The organism is Olleya sediminilitoris (assembly GCF_016785945.1).
Classification (GTDB): Bacteria; Bacteroidota; Bacteroidia; order Flavobacteriales; family Flavobacteriaceae; genus Olleya; species Olleya sediminilitoris.
On record NZ_JAEMEF010000008.1, the window covers coordinates 13,025 to 33,573 of the forward strand.

A 20,549-nucleotide genomic window follows, 5' to 3' on the forward strand; every position below is an offset into this window, starting at 1 on the left:
TTCTAAAAAATTATTAAACTAGGTAGAAGAATGTAAATACAAATACCCAAACTAAATCTACAAAGTGCCAGTAAAGACCTACTTTTTCAACCATTTCGTAACTTTTACGTCTTTCATACGTACCAAGAACAACATTGAAGAAAATAATAATATTAAGCACTATACCAGAGAATACGTGAAAACCGTGAAAACCAGTAATAAAGAAAAAGAAGTCTGCAAATAATGGAGATCCATATTCATTTACATGAAGATTAGCACCTTCTACAACAGTTTTACCATTCTCTTTTAAAGCTTTTAATGACTCTGTTCTAGATAATACTGTTTTATGTCCTTCTTCATTTAATGTTTGCGTTCTTACTAAAATATTTGAATTGGCTTCAAAACCAGTTACTACATCATTAATTTGATAAGGCGGTAAAGCATCTTCATCAACAAACCAAAGTCCTTTGCTACGCTCGTGCACTTCTCTTTCAGTAGGTGTAATTGCAACAAAATCTCTAACTGCAACACGATTACCATCAGTATCTACAAACTGAAGTATATTACCTCCTTTTGTTTGTACTGCACCAAAATCTCCTTTTATAAATGTATTCCATTCCCAAGCTTGAGAACCAACAAAGATGATACCACCAATGATGGTTAAAAACATGTACCAAGTTACTTTTTTCTTATTTAAATGATGTCCAGCATCTACTGCTAATACCATTGTAACTGAAGACATGATTAATACAAACGTCATAAACGCTACATAAATCATTGGATAGTTACCATGAAAAAATGGAATGTGTGTAAAAACTTCGTCAGCAATTGGCCAAGCATCTATAAATTTGAATCTTGAAAAACCGTAGGCTGCTAAAAACCCAGAGAATGTTAATGCATCTGATAGGATAAAAAACCACATCATCATCTTACCATAACTTGCCTTTAGTGGTTGGTTACCACCTTCCCAAGTCTTTCCTTCTGTATCAGTAGTTGCAACTGTAGTATTCATAGTGTTAAATTAGTTGTTAAAATGTGGCACAAAAATAATCATTTTATTCAGTTAAAAAAATAGCAAAGTCTAATTTTATACTATCTAAATAAGCTTTTTGTGCTTAATGTTTGTTTTTCTTTAGTTAAGAAAAAAGTATAAGAAGAAAAATAAGTATAACCAAAGTAGGTCTACAAAATGCCAAAACGTTTCGGCTAACTCAAATCCAACTATATTTTTTTCAGAATATTTTCCTCGTAAGTGATTGATTAACAAAACCAAAACAGGAACTAAACCTATAACAACATGTACTATATGCACCACTGCTATAAGATAAATATAGGTAACGGTTATATTACTTGTTGGTCCTGTAAAGTTATAACCTTCGCCAATTATTTGATTAAATCCTACAAATTGATTGTAAATAAAAGTTAATCCTAAAACAAAAGTAACTACCAACATTGCTGTCGTTAATTTAGTATTACCTTGTTTTAATGCTTTTTTTGCCACCATAAAGGTAATACTACTAATTATCATAATGATAATACTGATCCAAAATGGTTGTGGCATTTGAAAATTTTGAAGCCAATCTGGCCTAGAACTACTCACTATAAAGGCACTGGTCCAACCAGCAAAAGACATGATTAGAGAAGCAATACCAAAGTACAGCATCATCTTTCTAGCACGTCCTGTTTTTTCTTCTAAGGTTCCTTGAGTTAAATCCATTTTATCTTATAAATTTATCGATAACGTATACTATTTGTATTAAGGTTATATACAATACACTTGATAGCATTAATTGTTTTGCAGCTTTTTCGGTTCTATTTTTATAGAGTTTAATAGCATAAGTCAACATCATAATACCTAAACCAAAAACTATAACTGCTGCGACAATAGATAGTTTTAATCGTCCTGTCACACCAAATACTGGCACAATAGATACAAGAATAGTCCAAATGGTATATAATAACACTTGTATGGCTGTCCCTTTATCTTGTTTACCTGTAGGCAACATAAAAAAGCCACCACGTTTATAGTCGTCAAATAAAAACCAACCTATTGCCCAAAAATGAGGGAATTGCCAAAAAAATTGCAATGCAAATAATGTTCCTGACTCAATACCAAAATTATCTGTAGCAGCAACCCAACCTAACATAAATGGAATAGCTCCTGGAATAGCTCCAACAAAAACAGATAATGGTGTTTTTGTCTTTAAAGGTGTATAAACGCTAGTATATAAAAATATAGAAATAGCTCCAAACATAGCTGTTTGAGCATTAATAGTATACAAAATTGTAATCCCTAGAACAGTAAATAAACATGCAATTAAAAATGCTGTATTTACTGTCATACGACCTGATGCAACAGGTCTGTGCTTTGTACGATGCATTAAAGCGTCTAAATCTTTTTCGATTATCTGATTAAAAGCATTACTAGCTCCTACCATAAAATAACCTCCTAATGCTAGTAATAAAACAATTTTTAGGCTAATAGTTTCTGCTCCTAAAAAATAACCAGCAACTGACGAAAACACAACACTTAATGACAAACGCATTTTAGTGATCTCTTTAAAATCTGATATTACTGTATGTTTTATTGTAGTTGTTGCTGTTGTACTCAAACCAACGTTATTTTTTTGCTTGTGCAAAGATACTGCTAAAAAGGAATTTGGCATAAAAAAACCTTAAGGTTTTTAGCTTGTGATATTTGCTAGGTGCTTACATATCAAAATACCAATTAAACAAATCGGTTCTGACACCAAAATTTATCCAAACTGTACTATTATTTAAAACAGAAATGGTCTCGGCTTCAGGATCAAAATTACGGTAACTTAAATTAACAAAAGCTTTTAAGTTAGACGCTGGATTAACTAAATAACCTAATTGCGTACTGGCATTTATAGTTGTAGTTTTTATACCTTGACCTATGGTTACACCTGTATCAAATGGTCTATCGTTATAATTGCGATAAATATCACCACCATAACTAAAATCATCTATTCCATCATTAATATCAAATCCTCTAATACCTGCAATCAATTTGGCTTCTGCAAACCAACGGTCTTTTTGGTAACGACCAATTAAAACTAACTCTTTAAAATTTGCTCCCCAAAGGTGTGCCATAGGCTGATTGTTGTGAGCATAATTTAACACAATTGTATTATGAGAATAAGTATATGGTCGCACTTGGTTATATTCCGCTTGAAGCATTAAATTTTTCACTTTAAAAGCATTGTAATACTTAGCTCCTAACTGAAAACCATATTTGTTTTTCCAATTTTTATTTCCTCCTGTGACATCGCTTAATGAAAATTCGTCTAAAATAAACTGTCCATAAACGTTAGCATTATCGCTTAATTTATATTTACCTGAAGCACCTAAAATAGCATTTCCTGCACCTTGACCAGTTTCAAACTCAATAGCTCTAAAAAATATTAATGGATTTAAATAGTTTATATCAAAACCACGATCGTTACTATTTTCCCAAATAACAGATTCAAAAAAACCTAAGTTTAAGCGTTTGTTGACGTTCCAACTTAAATAATGATTTGCTATATATTTTGTCTTAAAAGCTTTGTCTTCTTCTACTTCATCACGCACATCTTTTAACCAAGTCCATGTATTAGTATATTTAATTTTCCAAAACTTAGTATTAAGTTTTAGAAAAGGATATGAACTTGCAACATCACTCTGTAATAAACTACGGTAACCATCTCCTATAAATTGTTTTCCGTGACCAAATTGTATATTCATAAACTTAGCAGGAGAATAAGACATGTAGGCTTCTGCAACAGGATAATCATAAGCATCGTCCTTAAATCTTTTAGCAATACCACGACCAGGTATTATGGCTGGATCAGGACCAAATGCTTTTAAAGTTTCTGCATACTGGTTAAAATATTGTGCAAATCGACCTTGACTTTCATAAACAGAGGCCGAAAAACTAAATTTACCACCTAAACCACCTTGTATATATACACCACGAGTATTATTATACGTGTAATTAAAATCTGCATCTGTATCCTTACCCAATTGTAAATCAAAAATAGGATCCAAAGTAAACCAGTAATCTTTACTTTGAAGTTGTACTAAATGTTCATTCCATAATTTACGACCAGACCAAGTTGAAGATTCTTTTTTTAAAGTCTTATTTTCATCTGAAAAACTATAATAATCATCAACATCTTCATACATAAAAGGTTTTGAAGCTGTATGGTTATTTGTACCTATTCTGTTTATATCTTGATCGAATCTAAAATAATTTTCATGAGAAAACGGAATATTAACTTGACTTGAATACGCTTTATCAGTATAATCTGTAACAGATTTTTGAACACTGTCAAATTCCTGTTTAGCTTTAAGTTGTAAAGCGGTTAATTGTTCTATTATATTTACTGTACTGTTTTGATCATCATAAACTAAAGCAGTATTAAATGAATTTACAGGTGAATTATTTTCGTTTAACGGAAAATACAGCGTGATACTGTACTGTTTAAATGTAGGATTACCATTATAGGTGGCTGGCTTTACCACAGGAAATTCTGCAAACACACGTTTAACTTCTTCTTTTAATTGATTAAACTGTGCATCAATATAAATAGTCTTAAACTCTCCTGATTTAGAAACTTCAAAAACCACAGCGACTTCTCCTTCATAATCAGGTTTAACTGTTTCAGGTTGCTGAAAATTAGTGTAAAAATTTTTATACACTTCTTGATTAAAACAAACATCAAGCTGTTTTAAATCAGTAGTGTCACAAACTTCAAATCTAGGAGACACCTGATAGACAGTAGTATCTTGTGAAAAAGCAATGGTATTACAAATTAATATTAGTCCTAAAATGAAAGTTTTCATATTTAGTTTTTAAGGGTTTAATTAAGGCGAAAGATACTGCTTTTTATTAACGCTATAAAATAGAAAAGTCGCCACCTGATTAAGATAGCGACTTAAAACTTAATAATTAATTGTATTAATATTTTACTTGAAATATTATTGGTAAACTATATAAAACCGAAACAGGTTGACCACCTTGTTTTCCTGGTGTCATTTGTGGTACTTTATCTACTACTCTGTTAGCTTCTTCTTCAAGATCTTTGTGTGTAGCTCTTGTATTTATAATTTCGATTAATCCATCTTTATTAATTCTGAAATTAACATAAATACGTTGTATCCCTTCCTTTAAACCTAAATCAGCACCTAAATCTCTATCAAATTTTTTCTGAACTAAATTTGACAGTTTTTCTGACATACATTTTCTGCGCTGATCATTATTACTTGCACTTTCGCAACCTGGATAAACAGGCACTAAATCCACAAAATTAACATGTACTTCTTCTGGAATTTTATAAACCTCAAGATCTCCAGGATTAACTGTTGGTTTTGAATTTTCAGGTTTAGTTGGTGTAAATATATCAGACTCTAACTTTTTACTAGTTTCTTTCTCAGGCGTATCATCAGGAATTATCTCTGGATCAATCACAGGTTGTGGCTGCTTCTTAACAGGTTCCGAGGTTTCTACAGCATCTGGCTGTATTGCAATTGTTGGCGCAAACATATAATCTTCATCTAAAGCTATTGTGGCTGTATCAGGAAGCTTAAAATCGTGCTCTTCAAATTTCATTTCTAAAGCACCATATGCTGCTAAAAGGCACATAATTAAGCCAATCTGAAAGTACAGTGCAGTATTTTTAGATAAATTAGCTTCTTTTTTTTGAGATTTTCTGAATGATTCTTCGTTTTTACGATTACATTCTTTGTGTTTGATAGAGTTTTTCATAATAAATAGAGTTTAAAGATTAATATTATGAATATTTCACAATAAACGTACCAAAAACAAAAATCCCGCTACTAAAAGTAACGGGATTTAATATTTATATGGAATATGTTTTACTCTACTTTGAAAGTAATAGGTAATCCGTAAGGTACATTTACAGGTTTACCTCTTTGTTTACCAGGTTTCATTTTTGGTAATTTAGCAATAATACGTTTTGCTTCAGCTTCTAACTTTGGGTGAGGTGCTCTAGCTTGTATATTTACAATTTTACCTGTCTTATCAATTTTAAAACCAACATTAATTCTTTTAATACCACTATCAAGACCTAAATCTTGTGCTAAGTCTGCATTAAAGTTTTTTCTAACGAATTTTCCAATTTTTTCAGACATACACTTCTTTTTAGCGTCGTTATTTCCAGCACTTTCACATCCTGGATAAATTGGCACGTTTTCAATAATTGAAAATGGTACATCTATATCTTCTTCAACTTCTGCAACTTCTTCAACTTCTGCAATTTCAATTTCAACTACTTCTTCTTGAGTTGTTTCAGTTGATTCTATAATAGTTTCTTCTATTTCTTCTTCATCTTCTACCACTTCAATTACTTCAGGAGCAGCTGGTGGTGGTGGTGGTGGTGGTGGAGTGTTCTGGATTTCAGTAATTGGCACATCTTCATCATCAGTATCATCAAAAACTAACATACCTATGTCTATATCAGATTTTTCTGTTGTTGTGTAATTGATTGTTACATAAGATAAAAATAGCATTAATGCTAGTCCTACCGCAACATAAAGAGAACTGTTACGTCCTACATTTGCTTTTGTATTTTTTTTAGATTCCATATCTTTTGATGTTTACTGACTGCTAAAATAACTATTTATTTGTTAAAAAAACAAGCTATTAGTTGTTTTTAACTTTCCAGTATGTTATTAAATTTATAATTATAACTGCTATTAGAGCACCTATTACATTGGCTATAAGATCTTTATAATCGGCTTGCCTATGCTCTGTTAATACTTTTTGTAATACTTCAATTATTATACCAAATACTATGGCAAAGATAAATGAACGTGTTAAAGCTTGTTTTTTTGTTTTTTTTTGAAAACCATAAAAAAACAAAAACCAAACACTAGTAAACAAAAAATAAGCTATTAAGTGTGTTAACTTATCATTATAACTTGGTATTTCTACAACCTCATTTACATTTACAAGGCATACATATAATAACAATAAGCTGTAACCAAAGCTAATTATTGGTAACGTTTTACGCACCAATTAATGCTTTATAGTCGTCTGCTGATAATAAATTATCTAATTGAGAGGCATCAGACACCTTGACTTTTACCATCCAACCATCACCATAAGGGTCTGTGTTTACTTTTTCTGGTTCGTCTTCTAAATCTTCGTTAAAAGCAACTATTTCTCCAGATACTGGTAAAAATAAATCTGAAACTGTTTTTACTGCTTCAACAGTACCAAATACTTCGTCTGCCTCTAAGGTTTCGTCTAAAGTTTCAACTTCTACATAAACGATATCACCTAATTCACTTTGTGCAAAATCTGTAATTCCAACTGTAATTTGGTCACCTTCTACTTTAACCCACTCGTGATCTTTAGTATATTTTAATTCTGATGGTATATTCATTATTTTATTTTTTGAATTACAAATGTAACTTAATGACGATTAATTTCAAACAATGACCTACTAATTTCCGAAATTATATCTTAAGGTTAACCCAGAACGTATTGTTGTTTGTGGAAATGCTGTTGATATTGCGTATTCTGAGAATGTATAATCAAAGTAAAACACTCCTGTTAGGTTTTTACTAAAAGCGTATTCTGCGTTGTATTTTAAGCCCCAAATTGTTTGTCCATTTGTGATTTGATTATTATCTAAATCTAGATATCTAATAATTGTTTTATTATCTCTTACAGATACATCTGCAGACATAACTAAATCAGATACTATTGACTTTTTAGGTCCTGCTAAATTGGATTTGATACGTACATCTTTTATACGGTATCCTAAACCTACTACATATTCGTTTCCTGAAATTTCAGTCATTAAATTATTATCAAAACTTAAAGATAACATACGGTCTTTACGCATTTCTAACAATACTCTAACCGAGTTTTTCATTTCCATATCAAACCTAAACAGAGGACTAAACATTTCTGTTAAAGTCACACTACTATACAATTCTTCACTTTTAAAGTTCCCTGCTTGATCAAGGTCTTCTGTTGGTTGGTTATCGTAATCTAGAGTATAATCAATTCCATCATAGTCCAAGTTAGTTCTAAACTGACCAATGTTATAGCTAGAACGGTATCCATGGGTTAATGAGAAACGTTTAAAATTCTTTTTAAACCATTTCATTTTCATAAATCCAGAATACTTAATATCCCAGTTTGGTATTGGTACATTACGTAAAGCTCCTAATTTAGTTTTACTAGCATCTTGACCTGTATACGCACTAACAAAAGCTGGTAATAAAACTTGTTGACTTGTCTTACCAAACCCTTTAGGGTAACCGTCTTCATCTACATCGTTAGGATCTGATCCATTTTGTATTGCTAAACGTCTTGCTATTGCTAATCTATTTTCTCTAAAATCATCAAATGCTTGTGATCCATTTTCATCACTTTTACCAAATGCGGTTGGTAATGTAAATGCTGAAATACTAAAATTACCATATGTATTTGGTGTTAATGATAAATAGTCACCATTTTCAATCCTGTAGTTCTCAGTATAGTTTTCAGCATAAGTTCTAAACCCAACTAAATCTATTTTAAAATCATTAAAAGGTTCTAGATTTGCAGATACATCTAATTGTTTCGTTTGATTGGTAGTATATTGTTGGTTAAAGTCCTGAAAGGTTGTTAGCCAACCATTTCTTGCAGCCAACTCTCTAACATCACTTTGGCTACCAAAAGTGTAACCAATAGTCGGTTTTACGGTTCCTAAAAAACCTGGTGTTTGTAAATATCCTGGTAAATAAGTACCATTAGTTTCGCTATAAACTGCTTGTATACGTTTTACAGAAGTTAATAAACCAAGACCTATGTTACCTAATTTAGCACCAAAACCATCTCCTTTCTTTTTGGTTTCAGTTTTCTTTTTACCTTTTTCTGCAATTGGTGGTCCACTTGTTCTTGACCCTCGAGCAACTTTATTACCTCTACTTGATTTTCTCTTTTTAGCTATACCTAAAAATTTATACAACTTATTCATGTCTAAAGTTGAATTAATATTATGGGTATTTCCGTTAGAAATAGAGTTACCTAAATCATAGGTGTTTCCATCATCAGCTAATAAGCTTCCGTATAGATCAGAACCTTTTTCCCATTGAAATAAACCAGAATAAGAATAGGTTGCTTGTAAAAAGCTTAAAGCTGGAATTTTATTTAATGGTAATTCATAATTAACACCTATTTGTTGTTGTTGTCTGTTTGGATCTCCAAAATCAAAAAAACCATCCCAAACATCTAATAACGGATCAGGCTCGCCATTTATGATGTTATCCTTAAAGTAATTACGAACAATATTATTATTTGATGATGAATAATTGACTTGTACAGACTTAGTTAAATTCCAATTAATATTATACTGATAGTCAAAAGTATAATTACGTCTATATAATTCTTCTAATCCAATATTATCACCAGTTAGATCAATATCTCTAAACTTTTGACGGTTGAATTGTCTATTTAAATCTGTATTAACTGTGAAACTTGCAGGAAGTACATTAACGTTTAAGTCTTTAATAATTTTCCAGTATTTACCAGTAAACAACGAATCGTTTTTCTTGAATGGTTCAATAATTTTAGGTTCAAAGTTATAAGCGTAGTTAACACCAGCTCTTACTTGTTTATCTACAGATCTTTCTATTTCAAAATCACGATGTTCTAGTTTGTTGTACGAATAGTTTAATGTTACATTTTCGACATCATAAAAACGAGGTTTACTGTCTCCAACCCTGTTTTTCTTAACACCAATAAAGTTGATACTTTTACGTTTGGTATATTCTTCGGACTGTTCTAATATTCTATCTCTTTCATCAGAATCTGCAGCTTCATCTAACCTTGTATCTAATTCTAAATCTTCATATTGTTGATCGTATTTAGGAGTAATAAGCTCAACCCCTTGACCATAACTAAACGGAATTTGAATACCCCATTTTTTAGGTAATAGTTGTCCAACATTTACATTTGTAACAACATCATATTGTTTACTATCCTCTAAACTACGTTCGCTAGGACCTTGATTAACATTTCCAAAGCCAGCAGTACTCATTCTTCCTGATGCACTAACGCTTGCAAAATCTGCTAACTGTGTATCAACAGTTACAATTGCAGCCCAACCACCTTCATTATCCATTTCGGACAACCTAAGTTCATTAAACCAAACTTCACCACATTGCACATTATTGGTTCCGTTTTTAACACCAACCATTAAAGTTCTGATATCTCCAAAATTTGGATTTCCTTTAATAGCGACACGTTGTTGACCTGTAACATAACCTGCAAACTGATCTATAACAGGTACTAAGTCTGAACCTACAACATCATAAAAATTAGCTGAACCATCGGTTAACGTTTGATTACTTATACCTAACGATTTAATTCGTTGTAAAACTTCTAACTCTATATTAATTTCATTTACATCTGGCCAAAAGGCTTCCGCTGAAGATCCACCACTATAAACACTTAAAGGAACTTCTATTTGGTAATAATTTTGAGTTAAGTCATTACCCATTCTTATAAAACCTACAAGCTCATTATCTGATAATCCAGGAGTTTCGCCATCTCTAGCATGCATAAACATCCTTAGCTTTTTATACTGACGCATGTCTAAACTTATATTTTTAAACACAGCTCTTGCGTCTTTTGCTTTTAAATCACAAACATCAACTACTAAAGCCTGTTCGTTTTGCCTAACTATAGTATTGTTATTGTTTAACTGTTCTGGCACTACACTAGGTGGTGATACATAACTACCATCATTTTCTTGGGTACTAACTGCTCCAACGGTAAAATCTGTATCGTCAAAATCTAAAGGCGTAGCTCCTCCATCTAAAGCCAACTGAAAACGTCTCCAATCACTACGTACCAACTCTAAAGTACCAAAACGTAAGGTTGTGTTTTGCTGAAACTCGTTTAGATATAATCTTGTAAATCTTATAGAACGTAAATCCGTAATACCATTAACTACAAATTCATCATCTGTACGAATAGGAATTCTAAACTGATACCATTTTGGATAAGCAGTATCTCCATTTGGCAAGACTCTAGGATTGTTATTATCCGTTACGTTTTTAGTGTCAACTATATATTCGTTATCAATATTAAGAGATGCAGGAGTGATTTCTACTTCATACTCAAAATAACTATCAATAGTATTCATTGTATTGTCTCTGTTTACATCCTCAACATCTGGTTGTGTTGTTGACCCTCTGTCTGTATCACTAAACGTATCAGGAGAGTTACCATCAACTCCATTATATAACTTATATCTATCAAAAATATCACCTTCCGCATTAAGATAGTAGTTATAATTATCTTTAGCTGGATCTGTCAATCCTGCGAAACCCGAAGGAAAACTTGTTGCTTCTTCTACATCATCATAACCATCAAAACCAACATCTTGATTTGTACGCTCTTCTCCTGTTGTATCAAATGCATAAATTAATGCTTGATTTTGAGGAACTACAGATTGAAAAGCTGTTTGTGGTAACAAACTAACATTACCATCTTGAGGCAATCCGTTTTCATATTGTTTACGTCCATCTTTTAGTACATCTTCAGATATGTTACCTAAATTGATATAAAGTTTACCTCCTGGATTACTGGTATCTTCTTGAAAAGGATCTTGTAACCAAAACTCAATATACTCGACATTGGCTTGTTCAAAATCTGTAGAAGTTATTTGTCTAGTAATACCAGCCCAACTTGCTGCTGGATTTGCTATGGTTTCATTTTCAGTACCAGGCTCAAAATTATAAGGACCACGCTCTTGTGGATAATATGATAAATCTAATGTGTTTAACACTGTTGTTTGTCCTTGTGCTATATCTTGTTCTGGAAATAATTCGTTTACAAAAACTCGACTAGTATATAAGCTAGACATATCATCGTCAGAAATACCACTTGGACGTTGACTACCGTAAAATATAGGATCAATTGTGTACCAGTTAAGCATTGCTCTACCATAACCGTTTTCTATACCATTATCGTCAAAAGTCGTAACATTATTAACATTTAATGGTCTACTTGACAAACTCCATGACTGAGCAGATTTTAAATCTATCCCATTTTGTGTGCCTTCAAAATCATCTATGTAAGCAGTAGCTTCACCATTAAAATCTGTACCTTTTGGAGCACCTGGTAATAGATAAGCAAAATCACCTCTAACAGAAATATTGGAAGGTGCATCTGTATCTATATTTGGTAATTTATTTACTAATCTTGATAAGAATGGTACTTCAGATGAAAAATTTGCATTGAAACCAAGTATGGTATTATTTATTGGCTCATTAGCATAATTTGCTTTTTGAGTTATAGGTCTTTCGTTTAAATTAATATATGTTGCACCAATAACAAAGTCTTCGTTAAATTGATGCTCAATATTTAATCCTGTATACCTCTTAGTTTGTTGTCCAAAAATAGAATTGTTTTCTGTTGAAACTTCTATAGGAATATTAGATGCTTTTAAACCTTCGTCAATAATATAAACACGTCCTAATTGATAGTTAACTGTATAATCTTGACCTTCTACTAAAACACGACCTCCAGCTGTTACTTGAACAGATCCTCTTGGGACATTAAACCCACCAATTGGAATACCATCTCCTCCTGAAGATTTGTAACGTCCTTTAATTTGGAATTTATTTTTTTCACTTTCATCTAAAGCAGCAGTCTTTGTCGCTTTATAAAGTAAATCGTACACGTATTTTTCTTGGTTGGCATTGGTATAAGTATCTGCTTCATAGTCTGAAGCATTGTTACCAGTGTTACCATCGTTATCTAAAACGTCAAATAAATAACGTCCAAAAGGCTCTACTTTTGTAAAAACAATTTTACCATTTGCTGGTATAACAGTTATGCCTGAGACAAAATCAAAAAATCCATCTCCATTAGTTTGCGGATCATTATTATAATTTAATTTATCAAAATTAAATAGTTTTAATAATGTAGTTTGCTCTATTGGTTCTCCATTAAAATCAACTCCAAAAGGTGTACCTTCAACTGGAGTTATATAGTTTAGCGCAGCAGCTTCGTTATAAAATATATTAAGTGTAAAATCTTCTTGTGTTAATTGGTAGGCACCTGTATCATAGACGTTTTTCATCATTAAGTCCCAAATAGGCTGAGAAACGCTAGTAATACTACTTTTTAATAATTTTAAAATTAATGCGTTATTAGTGACATTGGTGACTTGTCCATCTGTATTGACATCAACATCTGTTGCTCCAATACCATCATTGGCAAATTCACCAACTTGAAACACTTGACCTCCTACTGTGTATTGGTAGGCAACAGCTAAGACTTCGTCATTATTTAAACGTTGATTTAAGGATATATAACCTAATTGTGTGTTTAATGTATATTCTTGACCTTCGGTAAGTTTTCTTGTATTTTCTTGTTTAGCAAAATCAAATCCTTCATTAAAACTAGGTATTGAAATACCATTCTGAACCGTTGCAATATCTCTTACTGCATCATTTAATTGCGATCCAGCATTACCAATATTAGTTGGATCAAGTCCATTGTTTCCGTTATCAGGGAAGGCATTGGGACCACCAGAGACTGCAACACCAGAGTTACCGATAACATCTGTTTCTCCTAAATCTTGAAATGCTACAAAGTTTCTAACATTTTCAGTTGAATTACTTCGGTTGGTTACCCAAACTTCAATTCTAGTAATTTGAATATTATTGTTTATAAATGGATAATTTAATAGTGCATCATCATAATTATTTCTGAAGTATTGGGCTAAGAAAAAGTGACGATTTTCGTCATAATCCCGAATAAAAAAATCAAACTCGTCCAAAGTACCTCCACCTTGAGCTGTTACAGATTTTGCATCTGATCTTTGGTCAGAAAACACAGCAGTAACTGTTGTTTTACCAAATTTTAATTGTGTTTTTACACCAAATAAACTTTGCGCACCTGTAATTAAAGAGCTGTTAAGTGGCATGCTGACATTACCAACTTCGATTTTTTGGATAATATCGTCCTCTGTTGGTGTGTATTCTAATTTTATTAGATTTTGAAAGTCAAAGGTGGATTGTGTGTCATAATTAGCATTAACTTGTAATCTTGACCCTACTTTACCTAACATACTTAAGCTAATACGCTGGTCAAAATCAAAAGAAAAATTTTGTCTATTTCTTGGTGAAAATGATGGGTTGTCTTGTTTAGTAAATAATACTCCTAAATCCATTTCAACCGTACCTTGAGGCACAATTGATATTGGTCCTTCACCAAATATACTTTCAAAAAAACTAGAGTTAACATAAAACTCAGGAATTAGATTTTTTTGAGCTTCTTCTGAGTTACCTTTTTTACCCTCATAAGCATCAATTTTATCTTTATAATAAGATTTCAAATTTTGCTGAGATACTAAATCCTGATATTCTTGTGGTGTTAATATTACAGGGTAATTTATATTAAATGCACCAACTGACTCAGTATAAATATAACGATCTGTTACAGGATCATAGGTATATTTAGACTCTATGCTGTTGGGATTTGGCATATTAATAGTCCCTAAATTAAAACCAGTTTTGGTACTATCTTGCTCCACTGCACCATCATCTTCTTGAGCAAAAGATAAAGTTGTAGTCAATAATGCAAATACTGTTAATAAAAAATATTTAAGGGATTTATAAAAAGTATGTTGACGTGTATTCAAAATAAATTATAAATTTTTTAAGGCTAGTTTGATAATTGTTTCTACGTTAGCTTCAGGTTCTACTTTAACAATTTTGTCAATCACTTTTTCTGCTTGCTTTTTAGCAAAACCAAGAACTTCTAAAGCAGATAACGCTTCATCTTTATTAGTATTGCTTTGTGTTACAGAAACTTCATCAATATCATAAATTTTAAGAATTTTATCCTTTAAATCAATAATAACACGTTGTGCTGTTTTAATACCTATACCTTTTATAGACTTTATTAAAGCTACATCTTCAGTAGCAATTCCTTCTCTAATTTGTTTAGGAGTTAGAGAAGACAACATGGTTCTAGCGGTATTGGCTCCAATACCACTTACCGAAATTAATAATCTAAATAATTCTCTTTCGGTAGTTGATGCAAAACCATATAATGTATGCGCATCTTCTCTGACTTGAAGATGCGTATACAATTTTAAAAATTCTTGATCGGGAATTTGAGAAAAGGTGTGTAAAGATATATTAAGCATGTATCCAACCCCATTGCAATCGATGACTACATCTGTTGGATTTTTCTCTACTAATTTTCCTTGAATATGTGTAATCATAAATTTATGTTAATCCACCAAATGTAAGAAATTTATTGGTAGAATAAATTAGTTACTATTTTTTATACTTTGCTCTTGCTTTTCTTTTTGCTGAGCATCAATAACTGCAATAGCTGCCATGTTTACAATTTCGTCTACACTTGCGTGTAATTGTAAAATGTGTGCAGGCTTACGCATACCCATCATTATTGGTCCAATAGATTCTGCTTTATTAAGTTCTTTAAGTAACTTATAAGTGATATTTGCAGATTCTAAATTTGGAAAAATTAAAGTGTTTACTTTTTTACCTGCTAGTTTAGAAAACGGAAAACTATCCGATAATAACTGACTATTTAAAGCAAAATCTGTTTGTAACTCACCATCTACTAATAAATCTGGATGTCTTTTATGTAAATATGAAACTGCTTCTCTAACCTTTGTTGCGGTTTGGTCTTTTGATGATCCAAAGTTTGAAAAAGAAGTCATTGCCATAACGGGTTCCATACCAAACATTTTAACCACTTTTGCTGTCATTTGTGCAATTTTAGTTAAATCTTGAGCAGATGGGTTAATGTTTATAGCTGTATCACTTAAAAACATTGGTCCACGTTGTGTCATCATCACGTTAGTAGTTGCCACTCTTGTAGATCCTGGAGCTAAACCAATAAGCTCTAACATTGGTTTTACAACCGAAGGATAACTACGTGTATAACCAGATATTAATGCATCTGCATCACCTTCATTAACCATCATAGCTGCATAGTAATTACGCTCTCTCATTAGTTTTTCGGCTAATAACTGAGTGACACCTTTACGCTTACCTTGATCCCAAAACACTTTTGCGTATTTGTTTTTTTGTTCTAATTGCTCGTCCGATTTTGGATCTATAATTAATACATCTGCATCAAACTCTAGTTCTTCTTTTAAACGTTCGATTTCATCTTTTCTTCCTAATAAAATAGGGATTGCAACACCTTCTTCATAAACAATTTGAGCTGCTTTTAAAACATCCAATGAGTCTGCCTCTGTAAACACCACACGTTTTGGATTTAATTTAGCTCTGTTTAATAGTAGTCTTACAATTTTATTATCACTACCTAGACGGTCTAATAACTCATCTTCATATTTTTGCCAATCTGTTATTGGTTCTTTAGCAACACCACTATCCATAGCAGCTTTAGCTACTGCAAGAGGCACAGTACTTATTAATCTTGGGTCAAATGGTTTAGGTATGATGTAATCTTTACCAAATGCTAACCTTGTCTCTCCATAAGCAATGTTGACTTGTTCTGGCACAGACTCTTTAGCTAATTTAGCCAATGCTTTAACTGCAGCCATTTTCATTTCTTCATTTATCTTAGTCGCACGTACATCTAATGCACCACGAAATATAAAAGGAAACCCTAAAACGTTATTAACTTGGTTAGGATGGTCACTACGTCCAGTAGCCATAATAATATCTTCTCTGGCATCTATTGCTAGCTCGTAGCTAATTTCTGGGTCTGGATTAGCCATAGCAAAAACAATAGGATTTTTAGCCATAGTTTTTAACATGTCTTGAGATACTAAATCACCAACAGACAGTCCTAAAAAGACATCGCTATCGACCATAGCTTCTGCTAAGCTATTAAACTTTTTATCTGAAGCAAATTTAAGTTGACTATCTAGTAAATCAGTCCTATCCTTATGTAAAACACCATCTTTATCAAACATGGTAATATTCTCTGGTTTAACACCTAAAGCAGCATATAAATTTACACAAGCCATAGCTGCAGATCCTGCTCCAGAGATTACCACTTTTACAGTTTTAATGTCTTTTTCTGCAATTTCTAATGCATTTATTAATGCTGCAGATGAGATGATTGCTGTACCGTGTTGGTCATCGTGCATAACAGGAATGTCCAACTCTTCTTTTAAACGTCTTTCTATTTCAAAAGCTTCTGGAGCTTTGATATCTTCTAGGTTTATACCTCCAAAAGTTGGAGCTATATTTTTTACAGTTTCAATAAACTCTTCAATATTTTCCGTATTAACTTCAATATCAAAAACGTCAATATCAGCAAATATTTTAAATAGTAAGCCTTTACCTTCCATTACTGGTTTTGATGCCTCAGGTCCAATATTACCTAACCCTAAAACAGCAGTACCATTAGAGATTACTGCAACTAAGTTTCCTTTGGCTGTATATTTATAAACGTTATTAACGTCTTTTTTAATTTCTAAACAAGGTTCTGCAACACCTGGAGAATAAGCTAAAGCCAAATCTCTTTGTGATGCATATTTTTTTGTTGGAACAACTTTTATTTTTCCAGGAGTTGGCTTTGCATGATATACTAAAGCCTCACGTCTTCTACTTTGTTTGCTCATATCTTATCTTCACTTTAATTTTTAGTGAATTACAAATGTAGTGTTTTTAGAAGAAAACAGGTTTAAAATAAGAGTTGATAAACTGTAGATTTAAAGATGAAAATATTAATCTTTAAGAAAATTTATATTTTCTTTCTAATACAAAAACTAAGTACACTTTACCGCAAATTGATTAGACACCTTTCTTAAAGTAACCACATGTTTTTTTATTGTATATTAAATAATTAAAGTTTGGATTATTATATGTCGTTTACCAAAACAATTCCATGAGCTCATATCATGGTAAATCTCACAACCAAACCTAAAATCAATAATATATATTTGGTTGCGAGTGTTATAAATCTAATTTTTACCGTTTATTTTTTTGTATAATGTATTAGAGAATGAATCCCAGAAATCTTTATTAAATTTTACTCTGCGCAATATTGTTTCATTTTGATGGTGATGATCATAATCAATGACTTCTACATCCTGACTTTCAACATCAAAAAGTGAAGAATCTTCGCTAAACATGTAATAATATAATTTGCCTTTATTATTTTTATATTCTAAATATGATTTGTTAAAAAATTCGTATCCATAATATTTACCATCATTGTGCTTATTGTAAACACAAGTATTTTCTTCTTTAATTTTTACTTCTTCCAGTTTTCCTGAATATTGCATTCTTGTGTCATAAAATCCATATTTTTCTATATCTGTTTTTGTCAAAGTTGTTTCCCAATTTTCAATGATTTTAACAATTGAAAAATCTTCTTTATTAATATAGATTTTACCACTATAGTTAGTAGGGTAACCACGATTTGTATAATTCCATTTATTTCTATTTGTTTTAAATTGTATAACATAAAGACCTTCGTAATCAGGGTTTTTAGATTTTATAAATTCCAAATCAAATTTCTTATATTTTCTACGATGGACTATATTTGAATATCTTAAAGCATTCTGTCTGTATCTCCCTAAAAGTTGATGCGTATTTTTAATTTTATTTCCAAAATCATTTTTATTCCACTTTATTTGATCGACTCTTCCTGTTGATCTGTTAAGCTGCCTATAACCTTGGTCATATTCTTTTCTTAATAGATCAATATCTAATATATCTTTATCATTAATATTAATTTTAACCTTGGTATATTTTTGATAGTTAAAAGGTGTCGTTGGATTATTATTTTTTATATTTCTTACAGCTATTTTCATTACTGAAAGCGGTGTTTTATAAGCTTTTATAACTACTTCTTCTAGACTTTCCACACTCGGATTTAAATATATAATATCACTTAGCATATTTAGAGGAATTGTTTTGGGTGTAAACCCCATAGAAGAAATATCCACAATGGCATCTTTTTTCATTTGTTTAGAAATAGGTATGGCAAAATTGCCATTTATATCACACACTCTGTAGATTTCTTGTTTTTTTAATATGACAGTTGCATAAGGAATGGCTGCTTTAGTTTCTAAATCTATTACTTTACCTTTAAATATTGTATTTTCTGTCTTTTTTCTAATTATTTTATTTTCTTTTTGTAACGAATCTAATACTACTGCCTCATATTGATTGTTAATGGTTGATTTTGCTATATAAGGCTCTGAATCTTTAGCGTGTTTCATAAAAATATAACCATCATGTAATTGGTCTAATCTACTTTCATAAAAGTTTAAATAACTAACTAAGCGATTTTTTCTCTGAATTTTCATTGATTCTTGGTTAGAGCTCACAAAAAGGTTAGGGATACCTAAATCGACCAATTCATTTTCAAAAGACTTCATCAAAATAGGCGTTTTACTCCACTTTTTTCTGTATGAAATAGAATCATTTGCATGTAATGTTGCTAAACTATATACGTCATTTCCTAAGCTATTTTTTATATGATTTCCCATTGATACAAATTTTTGAGATTTAGAATCTTTAATACTAGCAGTACTATTTATTATATGAATATTGTCTGCCCACAGTATTATTTTCTCACTAGGATGACGTTCTATATAGCTCAAGATATTATCGCTCATTTGTGCATCTCTAATATTATGTTCTGGAGACAAAAAATCATAAGATGGTGCTTCTTTTGTATTTACATAGGCATCTCTAGAGGCTGCCAAAACGCCTTTTAAAAATTGTACCCAATAATAATTAAGTTCTGTATTCTTAAAACTTTTTATCTTTTTTATAATACGTTTTAATTCTTTTTCATAAGCTGAAAATTTCATATCATATTCTTCAAAAGAGTTGTCATTTAAAACGCCTTCCAAAACAATAGCCATATCTTCTTCGTCAAGTTTAATTTTTATATTATTACTCTCACAAAAATCAAAGAAATCATCTATAAATTCGTTGGTGTAAGAAATCTGAGAATCAAATCCTATGACTTTTAATTGGTGCTTATCTATATAATTAACAAGACGTTGAAATTCTTTAGTTTTAGACCATACTCCATAAACAGCATTATTAAAATCTACAGGGTTGAAATTTTGATGTAGATTTTTTTTCCATAAATCATACATCGATGATTCCATAGCAAATGTTGTAAATCCTAATTCTTTATGAAGATATTCTACAACCCGTGTTTTCATTTCAAAAATAGTTCCGTATTGATGAGTAAGTTCTCCCAACATGACCATTTTTCTGTCTTTAATTTCCTCTTTCAAAAAACTTAAATCGTCATTATTTTTTGAATTTGATACATTCAACTTTTCTATTTTTAGCGTTTGAGCATTATGAAATTGCAGACTAAAAAAAAACATTATTACTAAAATTGTTCTCATATATATTGTTTTTATTTTGAACAAATCTAAAACGAATAATCAGTAGTATACAAAAGAACTAAATGTGTTTTCTATGAAAACGCAGAACAAAAACGTCACGCATATAACTGAAAATTAAACGATTACAACCGCACTGTTTTTTCACACTGTTATTAACTATATTTAGATATTTTTGTACCTTATTAAAGTTTTAATGGC

12 protein-coding genes are annotated in these 20,549 nt (G+C 31.3%); all 12 read right to left on the reverse strand.

Translation table 11 applies throughout. From position 1 onward, the window contains the following. Positions 1 to 13: 13 nt before the first annotated feature. The 12 genes from JAO71_RS09975 to JAO71_RS10030 all read right to left on the reverse strand — a co-directional run bounded on the left by JAO71_RS09975 (position 14) and on the right by JAO71_RS10030 (position 20,351). The gene (locus JAO71_RS09975; protein ID WP_116823498.1) at positions 14 to 991 is read right to left on the reverse strand and encodes a cytochrome c oxidase subunit 3; all 978 of its coding nucleotides are present in this window, start codon (positions 989 to 991) and stop codon (positions 14 to 16) included. A 120-nt stretch (positions 992 to 1,111) separates the two neighbouring features. Beyond that, on the reverse strand, positions 1,112 to 1,696 hold the full coding sequence (locus tag JAO71_RS09980; RefSeq protein WP_116823499.1) for a cytochrome c oxidase subunit 3: 585 nt from the start codon (positions 1,694 to 1,696) through the stop codon (positions 1,112 to 1,114). A gap of 1 nt (position 1,697) precedes the next feature. Then, positions 1,698 to 2,645, reverse strand: coding sequence for a heme o synthase (gene cyoE / locus JAO71_RS09985; protein ID WP_116823500.1), 948 nt, complete (start codon positions 2,643 to 2,645; stop codon positions 1,698 to 1,700). A gap of 43 nt (positions 2,646 to 2,688) precedes the next feature. Beyond that, positions 2,689 to 4,824 carry a gliding motility protein RemB gene (locus JAO71_RS09990; RefSeq protein ID WP_116823501.1) on the reverse strand — a complete coding sequence of 712 codons (2,136 nt, stop codon included), beginning with the start codon at positions 4,822 to 4,824 and terminating at the stop codon, positions 2,689 to 2,691. A 115-nt stretch (positions 4,825 to 4,939) separates the two neighbouring features. Beyond that, positions 4,940 to 5,746, reverse strand: a complete 807-nt coding sequence (locus JAO71_RS09995; protein WP_203000571.1) for an energy transducer TonB — start codon at positions 5,744 to 5,746, stop codon at positions 4,940 to 4,942. Positions 5,747 to 5,856: 110 nt separating this feature from the next. Continuing rightward, positions 5,857 to 6,585, reverse strand: coding sequence for an energy transducer TonB (locus JAO71_RS10000; RefSeq protein WP_028289318.1), 729 nt, complete (start codon positions 6,583 to 6,585; stop codon positions 5,857 to 5,859). Positions 6,586 to 6,643: 58 nt separating this feature from the next. Beyond that, complete coding sequence (locus JAO71_RS15860; RefSeq protein ID WP_203000573.1) at positions 6,644 to 7,015, reverse strand: VanZ family protein; 372 nt, start codon at positions 7,013 to 7,015, stop codon at positions 6,644 to 6,646. Further along, positions 7,008 to 7,388 (reverse strand): glycine cleavage system protein GcvH, encoded by a 381-nt coding sequence (gcvH, locus tag JAO71_RS10010; protein ID WP_028289320.1) that lies wholly within the window; start codon positions 7,386 to 7,388, stop codon positions 7,008 to 7,010. Before gcvH ends, JAO71_RS15860 begins: the two co-directional genes overlap by 8 nt. Positions 7,389 to 7,448: 60 nt before the next feature. Beyond that, positions 7,449 to 14,657: a T9SS outer membrane translocon Sov/SprA gene (sov, locus tag JAO71_RS10015; protein WP_203000584.1), complete on the reverse strand. Its 7,209-nt coding sequence runs from the start codon at positions 14,655 to 14,657 to the stop codon at positions 7,449 to 7,451. 6 nt (positions 14,658 to 14,663) lie between these two features. Then, positions 14,664 to 15,245, reverse strand: a complete 582-nt coding sequence (gene ruvA / locus JAO71_RS10020; protein ID WP_028289322.1) for a Holliday junction branch migration protein RuvA — start codon at positions 15,243 to 15,245, stop codon at positions 14,664 to 14,666. Between the two features lie 48 nt (positions 15,246 to 15,293). Beyond that, on the reverse strand, positions 15,294 to 17,591 hold the full coding sequence (locus tag JAO71_RS10025; RefSeq protein WP_203000586.1) for an NADP-dependent malic enzyme: 2,298 nt from the start codon (positions 17,589 to 17,591) through the stop codon (positions 15,294 to 15,296). A 342-nt stretch (positions 17,592 to 17,933) separates the two neighbouring features. Continuing rightward, a complete protein-coding gene (locus JAO71_RS10030) occupies positions 17,934 to 20,351 on the reverse strand; it encodes an erythromycin esterase family protein (protein ID WP_203000596.1) in 2,418 nt (805 codons plus the stop codon). Positions 20,352 to 20,549: the final 198 nt, after the last annotated feature.

Coding starts and splice junctions, on each gene's coding strand:
- JAO71_RS09980 (WP_116823499.1), bottom strand. CDS start 1,696: ATGGATTTAACTCAAGGAACCTTAGAAGAAAAAACAGGACGTGCTAGA.
- gcvH (WP_028289320.1), bottom strand. CDS start 7,388: ATGAATATACCATCAGAATTAAAATATACTAAAGATCACGAGTGGGTT.
- ruvA (WP_028289322.1), bottom strand. CDS start 15,245: ATGATTACACATATTCAAGGAAAATTAGTAGAGAAAAATCCAACAGAT.
- cyoE (WP_116823500.1), bottom strand. CDS start 2,645: ATGCCAAATTCCTTTTTAGCAGTATCTTTGCACAAGCAAAAAAATAAC.
- JAO71_RS10000 (WP_028289318.1), bottom strand. CDS start 6,585: ATGGAATCTAAAAAAAATACAAAAGCAAATGTAGGACGTAACAGTTCT.
- JAO71_RS09975 (WP_116823498.1), bottom strand. CDS start 991: ATGAATACTACAGTTGCAACTACTGATACAGAAGGAAAGACTTGGGAA.
- JAO71_RS10025 (WP_203000586.1), bottom strand. CDS start 17,591: ATGAGCAAACAAAGTAGAAGACGTGAGGCTTTAGTATATCATGCAAAG.
- JAO71_RS10030 (WP_203000596.1), bottom strand. CDS start 20,351: ATGAGAACAATTTTAGTAATAATGTTTTTTTTTAGTCTGCAATTTCAT.
- JAO71_RS09995 (WP_203000571.1), bottom strand. CDS start 5,746: ATGAAAAACTCTATCAAACACAAAGAATGTAATCGTAAAAACGAAGAA.
- JAO71_RS09990 (WP_116823501.1), bottom strand. CDS start 4,824: ATGAAAACTTTCATTTTAGGACTAATATTAATTTGTAATACCATTGCT.